General features: G+C 64.5%; 14 protein-coding genes. All 14 read left to right on the forward strand.

Going from position 1 to position 14,794, the window contains the following annotated elements; all coding sequences use genetic code 11:
* Positions 1-11 precede the first annotated feature (11 nt).
* The 14 genes from folE (at position 12) to CYJ17_RS03710 (ending at position 14,745) form a co-directional block, all read left to right on the forward strand.
* A complete protein-coding gene (gene folE, locus CYJ17_RS03645; RefSeq protein WP_180948657.1) occupies positions 12-653 on the forward strand; it encodes a GTP cyclohydrolase I FolE in 642 nt (213 codons plus the stop codon).
* Position 654: 1 nt separating this feature from the next.
* Positions 655-1,566: a dihydropteroate synthase gene (gene folP, locus CYJ17_RS03650; protein WP_087069943.1), complete on the forward strand. Its 912-nt coding sequence runs from the start codon at positions 655-657 to the stop codon at positions 1,564-1,566.
* A complete protein-coding gene (gene folK / locus CYJ17_RS03655; protein ID WP_087069942.1) occupies positions 1,563-2,486 on the forward strand; it encodes a 2-amino-4-hydroxy-6-hydroxymethyldihydropteridine diphosphokinase in 924 nt (307 codons plus the stop codon). Before folP ends, folK begins: the two co-directional genes overlap by 4 nt.
* Positions 2,479-2,898 carry a DUF3180 family protein gene (locus CYJ17_RS03660; RefSeq protein WP_087069941.1) on the forward strand — a complete coding sequence of 140 codons (420 nt, stop codon included), beginning with the start codon at positions 2,479-2,481 and terminating at the stop codon, positions 2,896-2,898. Before folK ends, CYJ17_RS03660 begins: the two co-directional genes overlap by 8 nt.
* Before the next feature lie 87 nt (positions 2,899-2,985).
* The gene (locus CYJ17_RS03665) at positions 2,986-3,480 is read left to right on the forward strand and encodes a PH domain-containing protein (RefSeq protein WP_087069940.1); all 495 of its coding nucleotides are present in this window, start codon (positions 2,986-2,988) and stop codon (positions 3,478-3,480) included.
* Positions 3,481-5,376, forward strand: a complete 1,896-nt coding sequence (locus CYJ17_RS03670; protein WP_101595284.1) for a PH domain-containing protein — start codon at positions 3,481-3,483, stop codon at positions 5,374-5,376.
* An 88-nt stretch (positions 5,377-5,464) separates the two neighbouring features.
* Complete coding sequence (locus tag CYJ17_RS03675) at positions 5,465-6,334, forward strand: ketopantoate reductase family protein (RefSeq protein WP_087069938.1); 870 nt, start codon at positions 5,465-5,467, stop codon at positions 6,332-6,334.
* Positions 6,335-6,345: 11 nt separating this feature from the next.
* The gene (locus CYJ17_RS03680) at positions 6,346-7,194 is read left to right on the forward strand and encodes a Rossmann-like and DUF2520 domain-containing protein (protein ID WP_087069937.1); all 849 of its coding nucleotides are present in this window, start codon (positions 6,346-6,348) and stop codon (positions 7,192-7,194) included.
* Between the two features lie 40 nt (positions 7,195-7,234).
* The gene (gene lysS, locus CYJ17_RS03685; RefSeq protein WP_087071123.1) at positions 7,235-8,716 is read left to right on the forward strand and encodes a lysine--tRNA ligase; all 1,482 of its coding nucleotides are present in this window, start codon (positions 7,235-7,237) and stop codon (positions 8,714-8,716) included.
* A gap of 283 nt (positions 8,717-8,999) precedes the next feature.
* Positions 9,000-10,022, forward strand: a complete 1,023-nt coding sequence (locus CYJ17_RS03690) for an efflux RND transporter periplasmic adaptor subunit (protein ID WP_087069936.1) — start codon at positions 9,000-9,002, stop codon at positions 10,020-10,022.
* Positions 10,022-10,702, forward strand: coding sequence for an ABC transporter ATP-binding protein (locus CYJ17_RS03695; protein ID WP_035276747.1), 681 nt, complete (start codon positions 10,022-10,024; stop codon positions 10,700-10,702). Before CYJ17_RS03690 ends, CYJ17_RS03695 begins: the two co-directional genes overlap by 1 nt.
* Positions 10,699-12,225 carry an ABC transporter permease gene (locus CYJ17_RS03700; protein WP_087069935.1) on the forward strand — a complete coding sequence of 509 codons (1,527 nt, stop codon included), beginning with the start codon at positions 10,699-10,701 and terminating at the stop codon, positions 12,223-12,225. Before CYJ17_RS03695 ends, CYJ17_RS03700 begins: the two co-directional genes overlap by 4 nt.
* 102 nt (positions 12,226-12,327) lie before the next feature.
* Positions 12,328-13,266 carry an NAD(P)-dependent oxidoreductase gene (locus CYJ17_RS03705; RefSeq protein WP_087069934.1) on the forward strand — a complete coding sequence of 313 codons (939 nt, stop codon included), beginning with the start codon at positions 12,328-12,330 and terminating at the stop codon, positions 13,264-13,266.
* A 126-nt stretch (positions 13,267-13,392) separates the two neighbouring features.
* Positions 13,393-14,745, forward strand: coding sequence for an MFS transporter (locus CYJ17_RS03710; RefSeq protein ID WP_087069933.1), 1,353 nt, complete (start codon positions 13,393-13,395; stop codon positions 14,743-14,745).
* The last annotated feature ends 49 nt before the right edge of the window (positions 14,746-14,794 follow it).

A 14,794-nucleotide genomic window follows, 5' to 3' on the forward strand; every position in this document is an offset into this window, starting at 1 on the left:
AGGACGGATGCATGAGCGCAGTGGAATCAGCGGGAAACGGCCAGGTGGATTGCCAGGGTGTGGACACGCAGCGCCCCGGCGCGCGGCAGGTCGATACCGCGCGGGTGGAGCGGGCCGTGCGGGAACTCCTCAGCGCTATCGGTGAGGACCCGGACCGCCCCGGCCTGGTGGATACTCCCGCGCGGGTAGCCCGCGCCTGCACCGAAATTTTTTCCGGGGTGGGCAAGGATCCCGACGCGGTGCTCGACGCCCAATTCGCGGAGGACTTCCACGAAATGGTGGTGGTACGGGATATCACCTTCTATTCCATGTGCGAACATCACCTGCTGCCCTTCTTTGGGGCGGCCCATATCGTCTATATTCCCGGGGCGGAAGGGAACGTCACCGGCCTATCCAAACTTGCCCGGCTGGTGGAAGGCTACGCGCGTCGCCCCCAGGTGCAAGAGCGCCTCACTACCCAGATCGCCAATGCGCTGCGTGACCGTTTGGGCGCGGCCGGAGTGCTCGTAGTGGTGGAAGCCGAACATATGTGCATGACCATGCGCGGGGTGCGCAATTCCGGTTCGCGTACCGTCACCTCGGCGGTGCGCGGCATGCTGCGCAAACCAAGCACCCGCGCCGAAGCCATGAGTCTCATCGAACGGGGAGCCTAAAATGCCAACACCTATGCCACTGCGCGATCCGGAACTCCTGGGGGGACCCCGCACCCGCGTCATGGGAATCCTCAACGTCACCCCCGATTCTTTTTCCGACGGCGGGCGCTGGGCCACGGTCGATACCGCCATCGCCCACGGCCATGAACTCATCGCCGCCGGGGCAGATATCATCGACATCGGCGGGGAATCCACCCGCCCGGGCGCCACCCTCCTCAGCCCCGCGGAAGAATGGGAGCGCATCGGGCCGGTGGTACGCGAACTAGCCGCGCATATCCCCATCTCGGTCGATACCTACCACGCCGAAACCGCGGCGCGAGCCTGCGCGGCCGGCGCCCGCATTATCAACGACGTGACCGGCGGGCGTGGGGACAGCTCCATGTGGGAAACCGTGGCCGAATCCGGGGCCTACTATGTGCTCCAGCACGGGCGCGGCGACGCACAAACCATGAATTCCCTGGCCGGCTATCGCGCTATCGGCCGCGAAGTCAGCACGGAAGTCCTTGAGCGCGTGGCGGGCGCCGTTGCTGCCGGAATTGCCCCCACCCGGATCATCATCGACCCGGGCTTCGGCTTCGCAAAAATGGGCGACGACGATTGGCACTTGGCGGCCCATATTGACGAATTCCTGTGGGCCGGCATGCCGGTCCTCATCGGAGTTTCCCGCAAACGCTTCCTCGCCGAAGTCACCCCGGAAGGCCTACCTGCCAGCGGGCGAGACGGCGCCACCGCGGCCTTGAGCACCTATTTCGCCGAAAAGGGCGTGTGGGCGGTGCGGGTCCACGACGTAGCATCATCGCGGATCGCGGTGGATACCGTGGCGAAACTGCGCGAATGCGGGCTGGTATCCACCTCCCAACCCGGAGTGGCCCGCCCCGAAAACGCGGGAGCTGTGGAGGCCGCGCGGTCATGATGGGACTCCCCCCGCGTATTCACGATGCCCTCGCCATGCTCGGATGCTGCCTGGATACCGTGAGCATCACCGGCGTGGAAGTATCCGCCCGGCACGGCGTCTACGCGGAAGAACGCGAAGCCGATCACCCTTTTATTTTCGACGTCGCAGCCCTCGTGGACACCAGCGCGGCAGGCCACGCAGATGACCTCGCGGCCACCATCTCCTACGCGGATCTGGCAGAGGACGCCCGCACGGTCGGGGAAAGTGCTCCCGTGAGCTTGCTTGAAACACTGGGGGAGCGGGTAGCCAGCCGGGTCCTCGCGCGCGGGGCCCTGGCGGTGGAAGTTACCGTGCACAAACCCGAAGCCCCCGTGCCGGGCCGCTTCGCGGACGCCCGGGTGACCGTGCGGCGCCTGGCCGATATTGCCCGCGGGGGAACCCTGCGGGAGATGGTGATCGGGATGGGCGCGAACCTGGGGGAACGCGAAGAAACTCTACGCACTGCCCTCACCCAGATAACCGCGCTGCCCGTCCATATTGACGCGGTCTCCTCATTCCATACCACCGCGCCCGTGCTCGCCCCCGGGCAGGAGCCGCAACCCGATTACCTCAACGCGGTACTGCGCCTAAGCACCGAGCTGGCTCCCCTTGAGGTGCTGGCAGCCCTCCGCGCTATTGAGGCGCGGGCCGGGCGCCAGCGCCGCATCCACTGGGGAGCACGCACCCTCGACCTCGATATCGAATGGGTGGAAGGAGTACGCAGCACCCACCCGCTTCTCATCCTGCCCCACCCGCGTGCCCATACCCGCGCCTTCGTGATGGAACCCTGGCAAGAAATCGATCCGGATGCCACCGCAAAACTGGAACGCGCCCGGCTAAGCGAGCACGCGGGTGCCGGCGGCGGCGTCGGCCTAGATACGGGCGGCCGCTGTGCGTAATCTACGAGCCTTCCTTGGGTGGGGCGCGGCCGGTGCCTTAGCGGGTGAAGCGCTGCGGCGCCTCCTCGCCGCGCAACCGGTCGCGGTGCCCGCCTTCGCCGGTCTGCCGCTACTCCTCATCGCCGCGGTGCTGCTCTGGTACGGCTGGCGGGTGCGGCGCCTGCGCCGCGGGCGTGCCGAATCACTTTCGCGCCTGGCCGCGCTGCGGGTGGCGGCCGGGGCTGCAGCGGGGCTGCGCAGCGGGGCACTCCTGGCCGGTGCCGGGGGAGTGCTCGCGATCATGAGTGCGCTGGGCTCCACCTCCTTTACCCGGGCGAGTGCGCGGGCCTGGGGGATTCTCACCGCCGCGGCGCTGGTGCTCGCGGTGGTCGGGTGGATCGTGGATACCTGGTGCCGTATTGAACGGCGGTAGCGGGGCGCCGGTTTCATTGCGCCGCGGCAAGCGCGGGTGTTTTTCCGGGCCAATTTTTATGTCGTAGCCCTTTGGTAGCGTTAAGCCATGGTGACTACCCCTCTTGATCCTGGGCGGAATTACCGCGCGGTGTCGCGCAAACTCTTCACGGTGCGGTGGATTATCGCCGCGTGCTTCTGGCTCGTGCTCCTCATCGCGCTCGCGGTGGCTGGATTTATTGTGCGCCCCGAACCGCTCGCTTATTATGCGCCCCTGCTGGGGCTGCCCATCCTCGGTTTCCTCATTCACCTGCGCATCGTGTCCCGGCAGGTGAATCACCTCGGTTACGCCATGGATGATATTGCGCTGCGCCTGTGCCGCGGGATTATGTTCCGCCGCATTGACGTGGTGCCTTACGGGCGTATCCAAACGGTGGATGTGCAATCCGGGCCGCTGCTGCGCCGCTTCGGGCTCGCGAAAGTCACCCTCCACACCGCCTCCATGGAAACGGATGCGGTCATCACCGGCCTGCCTACCGCGGAAGCAGATGAGGTGCGCGAACGCCTCCTTCACCTCGGCGTAGCCGAAATGGAAGGGGTCTAAATGGCCGGCACCGAAACATCCCCGGAAGCGGGAAGCGCGATGGGAGTAAGCGGCGCGCTGCCGGCCGCACCTGCCGAGCTGGCGGGCACAGCGGGCGCGGTGGGTACGCCGGGCGCGCTACCCGCAGCTCCCGGTGCGCTACCCGTTGCACCCGGAGTGAGTAGCACCGCGATCTCGGGCACCTGGCAGCCGGTCTCGAAATGGACGCCGTGGAGTTCGCTGCTCTCGTTGTGGTTCTTCGTGCTGGTCGCGGGCGGCTGGCTGATTATTCAGCGCTTGGAGGATACCGATTCGCCCGGAATGGTCTGGCGTGATGTTGTTTATCTGCTGCGTTCCTTCTGGCTGATCGCGGTGGGTATCGCGGTGGTAGTCACCCTCATTACCGGGATCGTCGCGGCCATCCAATGGCGGCATATGGCCTGGATGTTCGATGCGGACGGGGTGCATATGCGCAGCGGCGTGCTGTTCAAACAGCACCGCCACGTGCGCTGGGATCGTATCCAAAGCGTGGATGTCACCCAAAAACTCCTCGCCCGGTTGGTGCGCCAAGCCAGCCTCACTATTACCTCCGGTGGAGAAAAAGTAGAGATCGGGTGGCTGGCGCTGCCCCACGCTGAAAAACTGCGGCCCCTCGTGCTCTCGCTCGCGGATAAAATGCGCAGCGGGGATAGCTCGGAAGTTCCCGATCTTGCCACCGTCAGCGCTCCAGAAGCACGCCCGCACCTGTATGCCATGTCCGCGCGGCGGTTCCTCGCATCCCTCGTGCTGTCCCCGCGAATCTTCCTCGCTATTATCACGGTGGCCGGGTCGGTCACCACCTATCTGCTTACCGATGAAGGCGGCTCCTTCGCCCTCCTCTTCCTCATCATCGCGCTGATATGGCAGCCCGTGAGCTCCCTGCAAGCCAATTGGGGAGCCCGCATCTCACCCACGGCCGAAGGCGTGGAAAAACAAGAAGGGCTGTTATCCCGGCGTACCCTCGGGTTACCTTCCTATCGCGTCCACGCGCTGGCCTTCAAAAAACCGAATTTGTGGCCCGGATGGTGGAAAGTAGAAAGCTGCGTTATTTCCGGCTCGATTTCCGAAGCGATGGAAGCAGCCAAGACCGCAAATGATGCCTTGGTCCCGGTAGGAACGGTCGAGGATGTCCTCGCCGTTGCGCGTGAACTCGGCTTCGCGAAAGACGCCGACGCTGACGTGCTTCCCGAGGCCGATGCCGCATCCGAGGCTACTACCGCTGCCGCTAGTGGCGCCGCTGCCGCTAGTGGCGCCGCTGCCGCTAGTGGCGCCGCTGCCGCTAGTGGCGCCGCTGCCGCTAGTGGCGCCGCTGCCGCTGGAACTGCCGATGCTTTGGCGCGCCCACCTCACACCGGGGTGCCCAGCCTGGTCCAGCTACGCCGTTATCTTCTTGATGACAGTGCCCTCCCCGGATTCATTCCCAACCCGCGCTCCTCACGCTGGTTGGATCCCATCGGGTGGAAACGCTCGGGTATTTTCGTGGGGGAGGATGTCATTATTATGCGGCACGGCTGGTTCTGGTACCGCAAAGTAACAATTTTGCTGCGCGAACACTATCAATCCGCTATTATCAGCCAGGGCCCGCTTGAGCGCCGCTTCCAGCTCGGCACCCTGCGCTGGGCAACCGTGGGGCTCTCGGTAGATGCCCACGCCAAACACATGGATGCTGCTACCGCCAGCCGTGTCCTCACCGCCACCGTCCGCGAACGCGGGAACGGCCCGCGCGGCTGGCACCCCGAATTACCTCCGGCCGGGCCCGCTGCACCATCGGTTGTGCGGCCCGCCGCACCGCCAGCTGCACCCACTCAGCCGGGCGCGCCTACGGCGCCGTCGTACCCCCAAGGGAATGACAATAGTCCCGGGTCGGGCCGCAGCTAGGTTCCTGAAAGTGATTTCGGCCCGATACAAGAGTGAAACACGTCGCGTAGCCGCACTTTTACATTTTTCTACATCTAGGATTATTCCCATGCTTAATATCTACGGCCCGGGTGGTATTGGTGGGCTCATCGCGGGAGTTCTCGCGCACAACGGTCAAAAAGTCGCGGTTGTTGCTACCGAGCGCACCGCAGATGTTATTAACCGCAACGGAATTGTTATTAAATCCAAGCGGTTCGGTAATTTCACCGCGCAGGTGCCGGCAATAACCAGCCCGGCCCGCGGCAGTGAAATCCTCCTGTGCACCAAGGCATACACCCTCCCCAGCATCGAAAAGTCGATTCGCTCGGCCCGCCCCAAAGAAGTGGGGGCGCTCTTCAACGGCTTCGATCATGCTCGTGCCATCCACACCCTCACCGAAGGGGAATCCTGGTCCGGCTCCGTCTACACCATCAGCGAACGCACCGCGCCCGGAGTTATCGAACACACCTCCCAATTCCTCAAAGTGGAAATGCCCGATACCGCCATGGACGGCGAAATCGCGCGCGTACTCCTCAACGGTGGAATTGACGTGTTCTTCCGCGGCACCGAAAACCAGGTACTGTGGCGCAAACTCCGCAACCAATGCGCCATGGCCCTCCTGACCGGCGCCACCGGGCTGCCCATCGGCCGCGCCATGGAACGCGCCCCGGAACTCACCGAAGCGATGTGCACCGAACTGGCCCGCATCGCCACCATGGAGAAAGTTCCCACCCGCCCCGCGGAAATCCACGCGTGGCTGCGCCGCCTCGCACCCGATGCACACTCCTCGCTCTCACGCGACCTGCGTGACGGCAACCGCACCGAAATCCACTCCCTGGGCACCGCGGTCCTCGAAGAAGCCGCCCGCCTCGGAGTCCCCGCGCCGGCCATCACCGCCGCGCTCTCCGCTATCGACGATCGGTTGCGGGGCCGCAAGTGACACCGGGCCGGATGACCATAGGGATCATCTCGGCCGGAAAAGTCGGAAGCGTCCTCGGCGCAGCCCTGCGGGCCGCCGGCCACACCATCATCGGTGCGGTGGCCCGCAGCAGCGCCAGCCGCGAACGCCTCGACGCCCTCCTCCCCGGAGTACCCGCGCGCGAAACCAAAGACCTCCTCGCCCGCGCAGACCTCATCCTCCTTGCATTGCCCGACGCCGCCCTGCCCGGCGTCGTGGAACACGCCGCCGGGCAGGGATGGTGGCGCCCCGGCCAGCTCGTCATCCACACCAGCGCGCGCTTTGGCACGGGCGTACTCCGGGATGCGGCCGCCGCCGGCGCCCTCACCCTCGCCCTCCATCCGGCCTTGACGTTCACCGGGACCTCCCTTGATATGCGCCAACTCATCGGCGCCACCTGGGCAGTCACCAGCTCTGCGCCACTCCTCCCCATCGGCATGGCCCTCGTGAGCGAACTCGGGGGAGAACCTTCCGTCCTCGCCGAAGAAAACCGCGGACTCTACGCCGCCGCCCTCACCCACGCCTCCCGGCACACCGCACTCCTCGCCGGCCAAGTTCAGCGCATGCTCGCCGCCGCCGGACTGGACAGCACCTACGCCCGCGGACTCCAAGAACAAGCACTCGCCATGGCCGACGCCGGTATCGAACTTATTGATCCGCCAGCTAGCGGCGTCGTCGCCGAAAAAAATGAAGACGCACCCGCCGCAAGCGATAGCACCCCGGACGATATCACCGCGGTCGAAGCCCTGGCAGCAACCGGAAATTATCCGGATATTCCGCCTGTCTATCGGGTGATACGGGCCGCGTCACGTGACCGGGCGGCGCGGCGTCGTCTACCATGACCATGTGAGTGAATTTCTTGATAGTGAAACCCCGGAACAGATGCGTATCCGGCTGGACAAGCGCGCCCGCCTGCTCGCGGAAGGAACCGAAGCCTACCCGGCCGAACTTCCTATCACCGCCACCATCCCGGAGATCCGGGAACAATACAGCGATATTGAAGCCGGCGAAGAACTAACCGAGACCTCGGTGGGCATCGCCGGGCGTGTCATGCTCTCCCGCACCGGCGGCAAAATTGCTTTCGCCACCCTCCAAGACGGGCGCGGCAATCGCCTCCAGGTGATTCTCTCCCTCGCGCACGTGGGCGAAGAACGCCTGGCCGCCTACAAACAGGATGTTGACCTGGGCGATTTCATTTTCGTGTCCGGGCACGTGGGGGCCTCCAAGCGCGGCGAACTTTCCGTTTTCGCCCACGAATGGCAGATGGCCTCCAAGGCCCTGCGCCCGCTGCCTAAGATTTACCAGAACGAAGCCGGCGAAGACGTTGCCCTCAACGAAGAATCACGGGTGCGGATGCGCCACCTCGACCTCATCACCCGCCCGGCAGCCCGTGATATGGTGCGGCTGCGCGCCGGGGTCATGAAATCGCTGCGCGCCAATTTTGACCGCCGCAGTTACGTGGAAATTGAAACCCCGATCCTCCAGCCCATCCACGGCGGCGCTGCAGCCCGGCCCTTCCAAACGCATATTAACGCCTACGATGAGGACCTCTATCTGCGCATTGCCACCGAGCTCTACCTCAAGCGCGCGGTGGTGGGCGGCGTGGATCGCGTCTTCGAAATCGGGCGGAACTTCCGCAACGAAGGCGCCGACTCCACCCACTCCCCGGAATTCACCGCACTGGAGGCCTACCAGGCCTACGCCACCTACGATACGATGGCCGAACTTACCCGGGACCTCGTCCAGCAGGCCTGCCTGGATACCCTGGGCACCACCACCGTCACCCTGAATGACGGCACCGAATATGATCTGGGCGGCGAATGGCAGAAACTCGATCTGTACGAATCGGTTTCCGCGGCCGTGGGTGAAGAAATCACCGTGGATACCCCGCGTGAACGCCTCGAAGCCCTCGCGGAAGCCCGCGATATCGCGATCGCGCCCTTCTGGGTGAACGGCAAAATCGTGGAAGAACTCTTCGAAGAACTGTGCGGGGACCAGCTCTACGCACCCACCTTCGTGTACGACTTCCCCGAGGACACCTCCCCGCTCACCCGCCCGCACCGCACCAAGAAGGGCCTGACCGAAAAGTGGGACCTGTACGTGCGGGGCATGGAACTGGGCACTGCCTACTCCGAGCTGGCCGACCCGGTTATCCAGCGCGAACGCCTCACCCAGCAATCCATCGAAGCCGCCAACGGTGACCCGGAAGCCATGCAGCTGGACGAAGACTTCCTCGCCGCCATGGAACAGGGCTTCCCGCCCACCGGCGGCATGGGCATGGGTATCGACCGCCTCCTCACCGCCATGACCGGCCTGGGGATCCGTGAAACGATCACCTTCCCCTTCATTAAACCCGGGAAGTAACCCGGCCGGCCGGGGAAATGACCTGGCGCGCTGGGGAAATAACCCGGTCGCTTCAGGAAGTACTCCGGCTCGAAAGTAATTTTTCGGTACGACGACGCCCGCGCCGCGGAGGCCCAGCCCCCGCGGCGCGGTGGCGTATCCGGCGGAAGGTAAGTTGCTCACTAAAAGAAACGTGATGAATTTTCCTATTTATTTTTCGGCCTCGTCACGGTAATCTTCCAAGTAGTTCGGTGCCACGCCCGGCTTCCCGAATCCTATTTCCCGTGTGCAAAGGTGCCCGTCCATGAAGAAAACTGACACCATTTTCCAGGTCATCAAGCTCCTGCTCGGCCTCGTCATCGCCGCAGCGCTCGTCAAGTTCGCATTTTTCCCGAGCCAACGCACCTCCACGGAACTCGTGGCCCAGGGGGATTTCACCATCCCCACGGTGGTGGCCATGCCGGGGGATATCGATAATTCCCTCACGCTCGATGCCACCGTCATGCGCAATCCGGCCACTCCCGTGCGGGCCACCGCCAACGGCACCGTGGACGTGGTCGATGTCAAAGCGGGCGCCGTCGTCAATGAAGGTGACCGGCTGCTGCGGATCCGCCACGAAGAAGAAAAAACCACCGCCGCCACCGTGGAAACTTTTGAGGACGGCACCGAAGTGGAAGTGCCCGGCGAACCCTATATCGAAGTGAGTTACGTAAATGTGCTCGCCCCGGTGAGCGGCACCGTGGCGGTGGATGTGCTCGTGGGCCAGCCGGTTTCCATCGGGGAAAGCATCGGTTCGATCACCCCGGCCACCTACCACGCTCGGGTGAGCGTGAAACCCGAACAGCTCTATTCGCTCGCTTCGCTGCCGCCGGCCGGGCAGCTCGCGGTCACGAACGGCCCGGCGCCTTTCGATTGCACCAATCTGCGCACGGTCACGGAAAAAACCGGCGCGGGAGCTGGCCTGGGCGCTAAAGAAGCCGAGGCGCGCGGTCTGGATGGGGCGTCTGGAAGCGTGCAACCCGCCCTTATCTGCGATATTCCCGCCGAACAGCAGGTCTACGACGGTTCGGCCGCGAAACTCACCATCCCGGGGAGCAATACCACCGGGGTGCTCACGGTACCGGTGAGCGCGGTGGAAGGGCGCTTCCGCGAGGGCGTGGTCTACCTGCCCGCGGCGGACGGCGGGCAACCCACCAAACGCACCGTGCAACTCGGGGTCACGGACGGGCGCCAAATCCAAATCACCGGCGGGCTGGAAGAAGGCGAAGAAATCCTCCAGTACGTGCCGAGCGCGCAGCCCACGCCCGACCCGATGATGGGGATGTGATGTTAGAGCTTGAGCAGGTGACCCGCACCGTCACCCTCCCGAACGGCCGCCCGCTGCCGATTCTGCGCGGGGTGGACCTGCGCATCGAGCGCGGGGAGTACGTGGCGATTATGGGCCAGTCCGGAACGGGGAAATCCACCCTCCTCAATATCATCGGGATGCTCGACCTGCCCGATACCGGCTCCTACCGTTTTGAGGGCCGCGATGTGGCGGACTTGAGCGAATCGGCGCGCGCCCACCTGCGCGGCTCCCTTTTCGGTTTCGTTTTCCAGCAGTTCAATCTGTTCCGTGGCCGCACCGCCGTGCAAAACGTGGAAGTGCCCCTGCTGTATTCGGATACCGCTACTATTTTTCGACGCCGCAGCTTAGCTGCCCAGATGCTAGATCGGGTGGGATTAGGGGACCGCCTGGATGCGATGCCCTCCCAGCTCTCGGGCGGGGAACAGCAGCGGGTGGCCCTCGCCCGGGCGCTCGTGCGCCGCCCCCAGGTGCTCCTCGCGGATGAACCAACCGGCGCCCTCGACGTGGATACCGCGGGGCGGGTCATGGATCTTATGGAAAGCATGGCGCGGGAAAATAACGCCACTTTCATTATGATCACCCACGATCCGAAAGTGGCCGCCCGCGCGGATCGCCGTTTCACCATCCACGATGGGCTCGTCTGGCCGGAGGAAAAATGACACGCATTTTCGGGGCCGTTCTCGAAGCCTGGGAAGAAATTCGAGTGGATCGCGGGCGAGTTATCCTCTCCCTCGTTGGGGTGGCGGCCGCGGTGTGGGCGATGGCAACCGTGCTCGCCCTGGGCCAGCTCATTAGCGCCGCCGGGGAACACCAGCTCGCCCAGTGGGAGGGCAAACCCGGCACCGTCAATATCGGGGTGTATAACACCGGCGGGGAGGGCGGCGCTGATCCGTACGCCAACCCTTATGCCGATCCTTACGCCAATCCGTACGCGAATCCCGTGGCTCCGCCCACCGGCGCGCAGCTCGGCACCCTAGCCGGCTCCCAAGCCAGCGAGGATGTTTTTGGCACCACCGTGGCCGAATACATGGAGAAGGCCGGGGCGAATTATTGGACGCGCTCGCGCACTTCCTATGTGTCCCTCGCCTTCCCGCCGGTGCTGGCCGGGGCTGGCGGCACCGGTGATATTCAGGACCTGGAGGGTTGGGAATCCGAAAGCATGGCCGGGGCGGAATCCGGCGGAGAGCTGGAAAGCGGCGGCGGAGAGCTGGAAAGCGGCGGCGCGGTAGAAGGCGCCGAACCCGTGGGAGATGGTTCTGCCAGCACCGAGTTCGGTGAAGGTGGCCGCCCCGGGTTCGGGATGATGGAACCGAATTACGAAATGCTCGCCGTGGACCCGGCCTACGGCCCGCTCTTCGATGTGCAGCTCACCCGCGGGCGGTGGCTCACCGAAGCGGATGGCGAGCGCCTCATGAACCCCGCCGTCGTCAATGAAATGCTCTACAAGGAGATGGGCGAGCCTTCGCTGGCCAGCTACCCGCAGATCGCGCTATCCGGACCCACCGGGGTGCGGATGACGGTAGTCGGGGTGGTTGCGGACCGCTCGCGCTGGGATAGCCCGCGCCTGCACGTGCCCTACCAGAGCATGGCCGCCGCCGCGATGGCTCAGCTTTCCCCCATGAATTCCTCCACCGTTTCGGTGCTGGTGCCGCGCGGGGAAGAAGCGGAAGCCCAGAAGGTCCTCGTCTCCGTACTCCAGGGCCGCCTGGGGAAGAACTACCAGGTGGAAGGCCAGTTCATCGAAAGTCAGATGCGCGGCCAGGAATCAACCGAACGCCAGGTCACTGCGATTATCGCGGCCATCGGCGGGATCGTGATCCTGGTGGGCGCCCTGGGCCTGCTGACCGTTTCCATCGTCACGATGAAGCAACGGGTGCGGGAAATGGGGATCCGCCGCGCTATGGGCGCCTCCGCGCGCCGTATCTTCACCTCGGTATTCCTGGAATCCGTGGTGGCGACGACGGCAGCCGGTTTCATCGGGGTCATCGCCTCGATTATCACCATCCGTACCGCGCCCCTAGCCCGGTGGCTCGACCTGCCCTTCTCGGTGGATAGCGTGGGATACCCGGTATTGGCCGCCTTTATTGGCCTGGCGATCTCCGCCGGAGTGGGAGCGCTCTGCGGAATTATCCCGGCCACCATGGCGCTGCGCATCAAACCGATTGATGCCATCCGCTTCTAGGCAGGAGCGCGCAGAAATTCGCACAACCGCGCGGGGAGTTTTTCTTACCGCGCGGGCGCATTCGCCCTGTTATGCGCGCCTGCACCGGACTAGGCTAAAGCCATGAAAGTACTGCTCCCCAATAGCTTTGACCTCTCCCTCCCGCCCGAAGCGGGCGTCACCTGGGTGATCTTCGATGTGAACGCACCCATCCCGGAAGAACACCGCGATGCCGAAGCCCTCGTGGTCTGGCTCGATCCGAATGCGACCGAACACGTGGCCCAGCTTCCCCAACTCAAACTCATCCAGGGCATGATGGCCGGCGCGGAAAGCCTGCACGCCACTAACCCGCCCGCCGGAGTCATCCTCGCCACCGCGAACGGCTTGCATGACGCCACCGTATCCGAACACGCCATCGCACTCGCGCTCTACCTGGTGCGCGACCTGCGCATCGCCACCGAAGAACAGCACAACCACCGCTGGTCGCGCGATCGCATCTTCTTCACCGAGCTGCGCCCCGGCGGGCGCCTCACCAGCCTGCTCGGCGCGAAGGTAACTATCTGGGGCTACGGGCATATCGGGCGCCACCTGGCCGGGATGCTCAAAGTTTTCGGGGCGCAGGTGCGCGGCCTGGCCACCTCTCGGCGCACCGAAGGTGATATTGAGGTGTACGACGGCGCCAACCTCGCCCAGCGCGATGAGCTCCTGGCTGATACCGATGTCCTCATTCTCATCCTCCCCGCCACCGAGGCCACCGCCAACGTGGTGGATGCGAGCGTCTTTTCGGCCCTGCCCAGTCGCGCCGTCGTCGTTAATGTGGGGCGCGGAAAAACGGTGAACGAAGAAGACCTGGCCACCGCGCTGCGCGAAGGAAAAATCGCGGGCGCCGGCCTGGACGTAACCGCCACCGAGCCGCTCCCCGCGGATTCACCGCTGTGGGACCTGGCCACGATTATTACCCCGCATACCGCCGGCGGGCGGCCCGTGGGTGCCGAAGAGCTTATCCTCGCCAATGTGCGGGCGCTGCGCGACGGAGGGGAGTTTATCAACCGCGAAGCCTAAGCGCGGAACGAAGCCTCTAGCGGCCGCGATTCCGCACTCAACCAACCGCCCGGGACTACCACTCGGCGGCAATAGTGCGCTACACTCCTTAAACTGACATACAGTTCAGCTCAAGGAGGAGTAGTGATGTCATCGAGTGACGATAAGCGGCCGGCCACGCCCGCCGCGGAATCCGAGGACACCAGCGCGCAATTCGCCGCCGCGCACCCGGACACTTTCGCGCAGTACCTCAGGCGGCGCGGCATGGTGTTCTTCGTGGCCTACCTCGGCTACGTATGCGCGTACCTGGTCCGCAATAATTTCAAACTCCGCTCCGAAGCCCTGCGCCTGGAGAACGACTGGAGCCTGCCGCAAATCGGCCTGGTGCTCACCATGTTCACCATCACCTACGGCTTCGGGAAATTCTTCATGGGGATGCTTTCCGACCGTGTTTCCCTGCGCCGCATTTTCGCCGGCTGCCTGGGGCTTTCCGCGGTGCTCTGCGTTGCCATCGGTTTTACCACGAACTTCTACCTGCTCGCGGTGCTCATGTTCCTGCTCGGCTGCGCGCAGGGGGCGCTCGCGCCTTCGTCCATGGCGATGATCGCGAATTGGTACCCGAATAAAACCCGCGGTTCCGGTATCGCGATCTGGAATACCTCGCAGAACCTGGGCGGGGCGCTGCTGCCCCTCATGATCACCTGGCTGCTGGCCCTGGGCGGACCCAGCGGCGGCGCGATTGCCTTCTGGGGCCCGGGCCTGGTGGTCTTCGGCCTCTCGATCTTCTTCTGGAAGTACGGCGGGGACCGCCCCGAAGCTGAAGGCATGCCCACTCTGCGCCAGATCTACGGGAAGGCCGGCGAACCGAATACCGACGAAACCCCCGACGAAAGCTACTGGCATATCCTGGTGCGTTTCGTTTTCACCTCCCCGCTGGTCCTCACCGTGGCCTTCATCAACGCCGCGCTCTACTTCCTGCGTTTCGGGGTGCTCAACTGGATGCCGGCCTTCCTCGGCACCGAAATGGGCTTCACGGAAGCGCAGTACTCCACGGCTTTCTCGGTGCTGGAATGGATCGCGATTCCCGGTTCCTTCCTCTTTGCGTGGATTTCCGTCAAGCTCCCCAACCGCCAGTCGGTGGTGGGCTTCCTCGGTTTGCTGTGCCTGGCCGGCCTCATCTGGGTCTACATGGGCAACGACAATTACGTGGTGCTCCTCATCGTTTCTGGGCTTATGGGCGCGCTGATTTACGGCCCGCAGCTCATCGTCAATATCCTCACTCTCAACTTCGTGCCGCTCAAGGCGGCCGGGGTGGCGGTCGGTTTCGTGGGGCTCTTCGGATATATCGTGGGCGAAATGGGCGCGAACCTCATTATGCCGATCCTCGCCGAACGCTTCTCCTGGGCGGCCTCCTTCACGCTGCTCGCCGGCATCGCGGTGGCGGCCGGGGTTATGTACCTTTCGCTCTCGCGGCGCGAACAGGCCGTGGTGCAGGCCTAACTCTGCATAATGTACGACGACGCCGGCGCGGGGCCCGAGGATTCGGGCC

Origin of the sequence: Actinotignum timonense (genome assembly GCF_002860685.3) — a bacterium.
Classification (GTDB): Bacteria; Actinomycetota; Actinomycetes; order Actinomycetales; family Actinomycetaceae; genus Actinotignum; species Actinotignum timonense.

What these genes read in the sequence shown, in the direction of transcription:
- folE (WP_180948657.1), top strand. Translation starts at nt 12, where the DNA reads ATGAGCGCAGTGGAATCAGCGGGAAACGGCCAGGTGGATTGCCAGGGT.
- folP (WP_087069943.1), top strand. Translation starts at nt 655, where the DNA reads ATGCCAACACCTATGCCACTGCGCGATCCGGAACTCCTGGGGGGACCC.
- folK (WP_087069942.1), top strand. Translation starts at nt 1,563, where the DNA reads ATGATGGGACTCCCCCCGCGTATTCACGATGCCCTCGCCATGCTCGGA.
- CYJ17_RS03665 (WP_087069940.1), top strand. Translation starts at nt 2,986, where the DNA reads ATGGTGACTACCCCTCTTGATCCTGGGCGGAATTACCGCGCGGTGTCG.
- CYJ17_RS03670 (WP_101595284.1), top strand. Translation starts at nt 3,481, where the DNA reads ATGGCCGGCACCGAAACATCCCCGGAAGCGGGAAGCGCGATGGGAGTA.
- CYJ17_RS03675 (WP_087069938.1), top strand. Translation starts at nt 5,465, where the DNA reads ATGCTTAATATCTACGGCCCGGGTGGTATTGGTGGGCTCATCGCGGGA.
- CYJ17_RS03680 (WP_087069937.1), top strand. Translation starts at nt 6,346, where the DNA reads ATGACCATAGGGATCATCTCGGCCGGAAAAGTCGGAAGCGTCCTCGGC.
- lysS (WP_087071123.1), top strand. Translation starts at nt 7,235, where the DNA reads ATGCGTATCCGGCTGGACAAGCGCGCCCGCCTGCTCGCGGAAGGAACC.
- CYJ17_RS03690 (WP_087069936.1), top strand. Translation starts at nt 9,000, where the DNA reads ATGAAGAAAACTGACACCATTTTCCAGGTCATCAAGCTCCTGCTCGGC.
- CYJ17_RS03695 (WP_035276747.1), top strand. Translation starts at nt 10,022, where the DNA reads ATGTTAGAGCTTGAGCAGGTGACCCGCACCGTCACCCTCCCGAACGGC.
- CYJ17_RS03700 (WP_087069935.1), top strand. Translation starts at nt 10,699, where the DNA reads ATGACACGCATTTTCGGGGCCGTTCTCGAAGCCTGGGAAGAAATTCGA.
- CYJ17_RS03705 (WP_087069934.1), top strand. Translation starts at nt 12,328, where the DNA reads ATGAAAGTACTGCTCCCCAATAGCTTTGACCTCTCCCTCCCGCCCGAA.
- CYJ17_RS03710 (WP_087069933.1), top strand. Translation starts at nt 13,393, where the DNA reads ATGTCATCGAGTGACGATAAGCGGCCGGCCACGCCCGCCGCGGAATCC.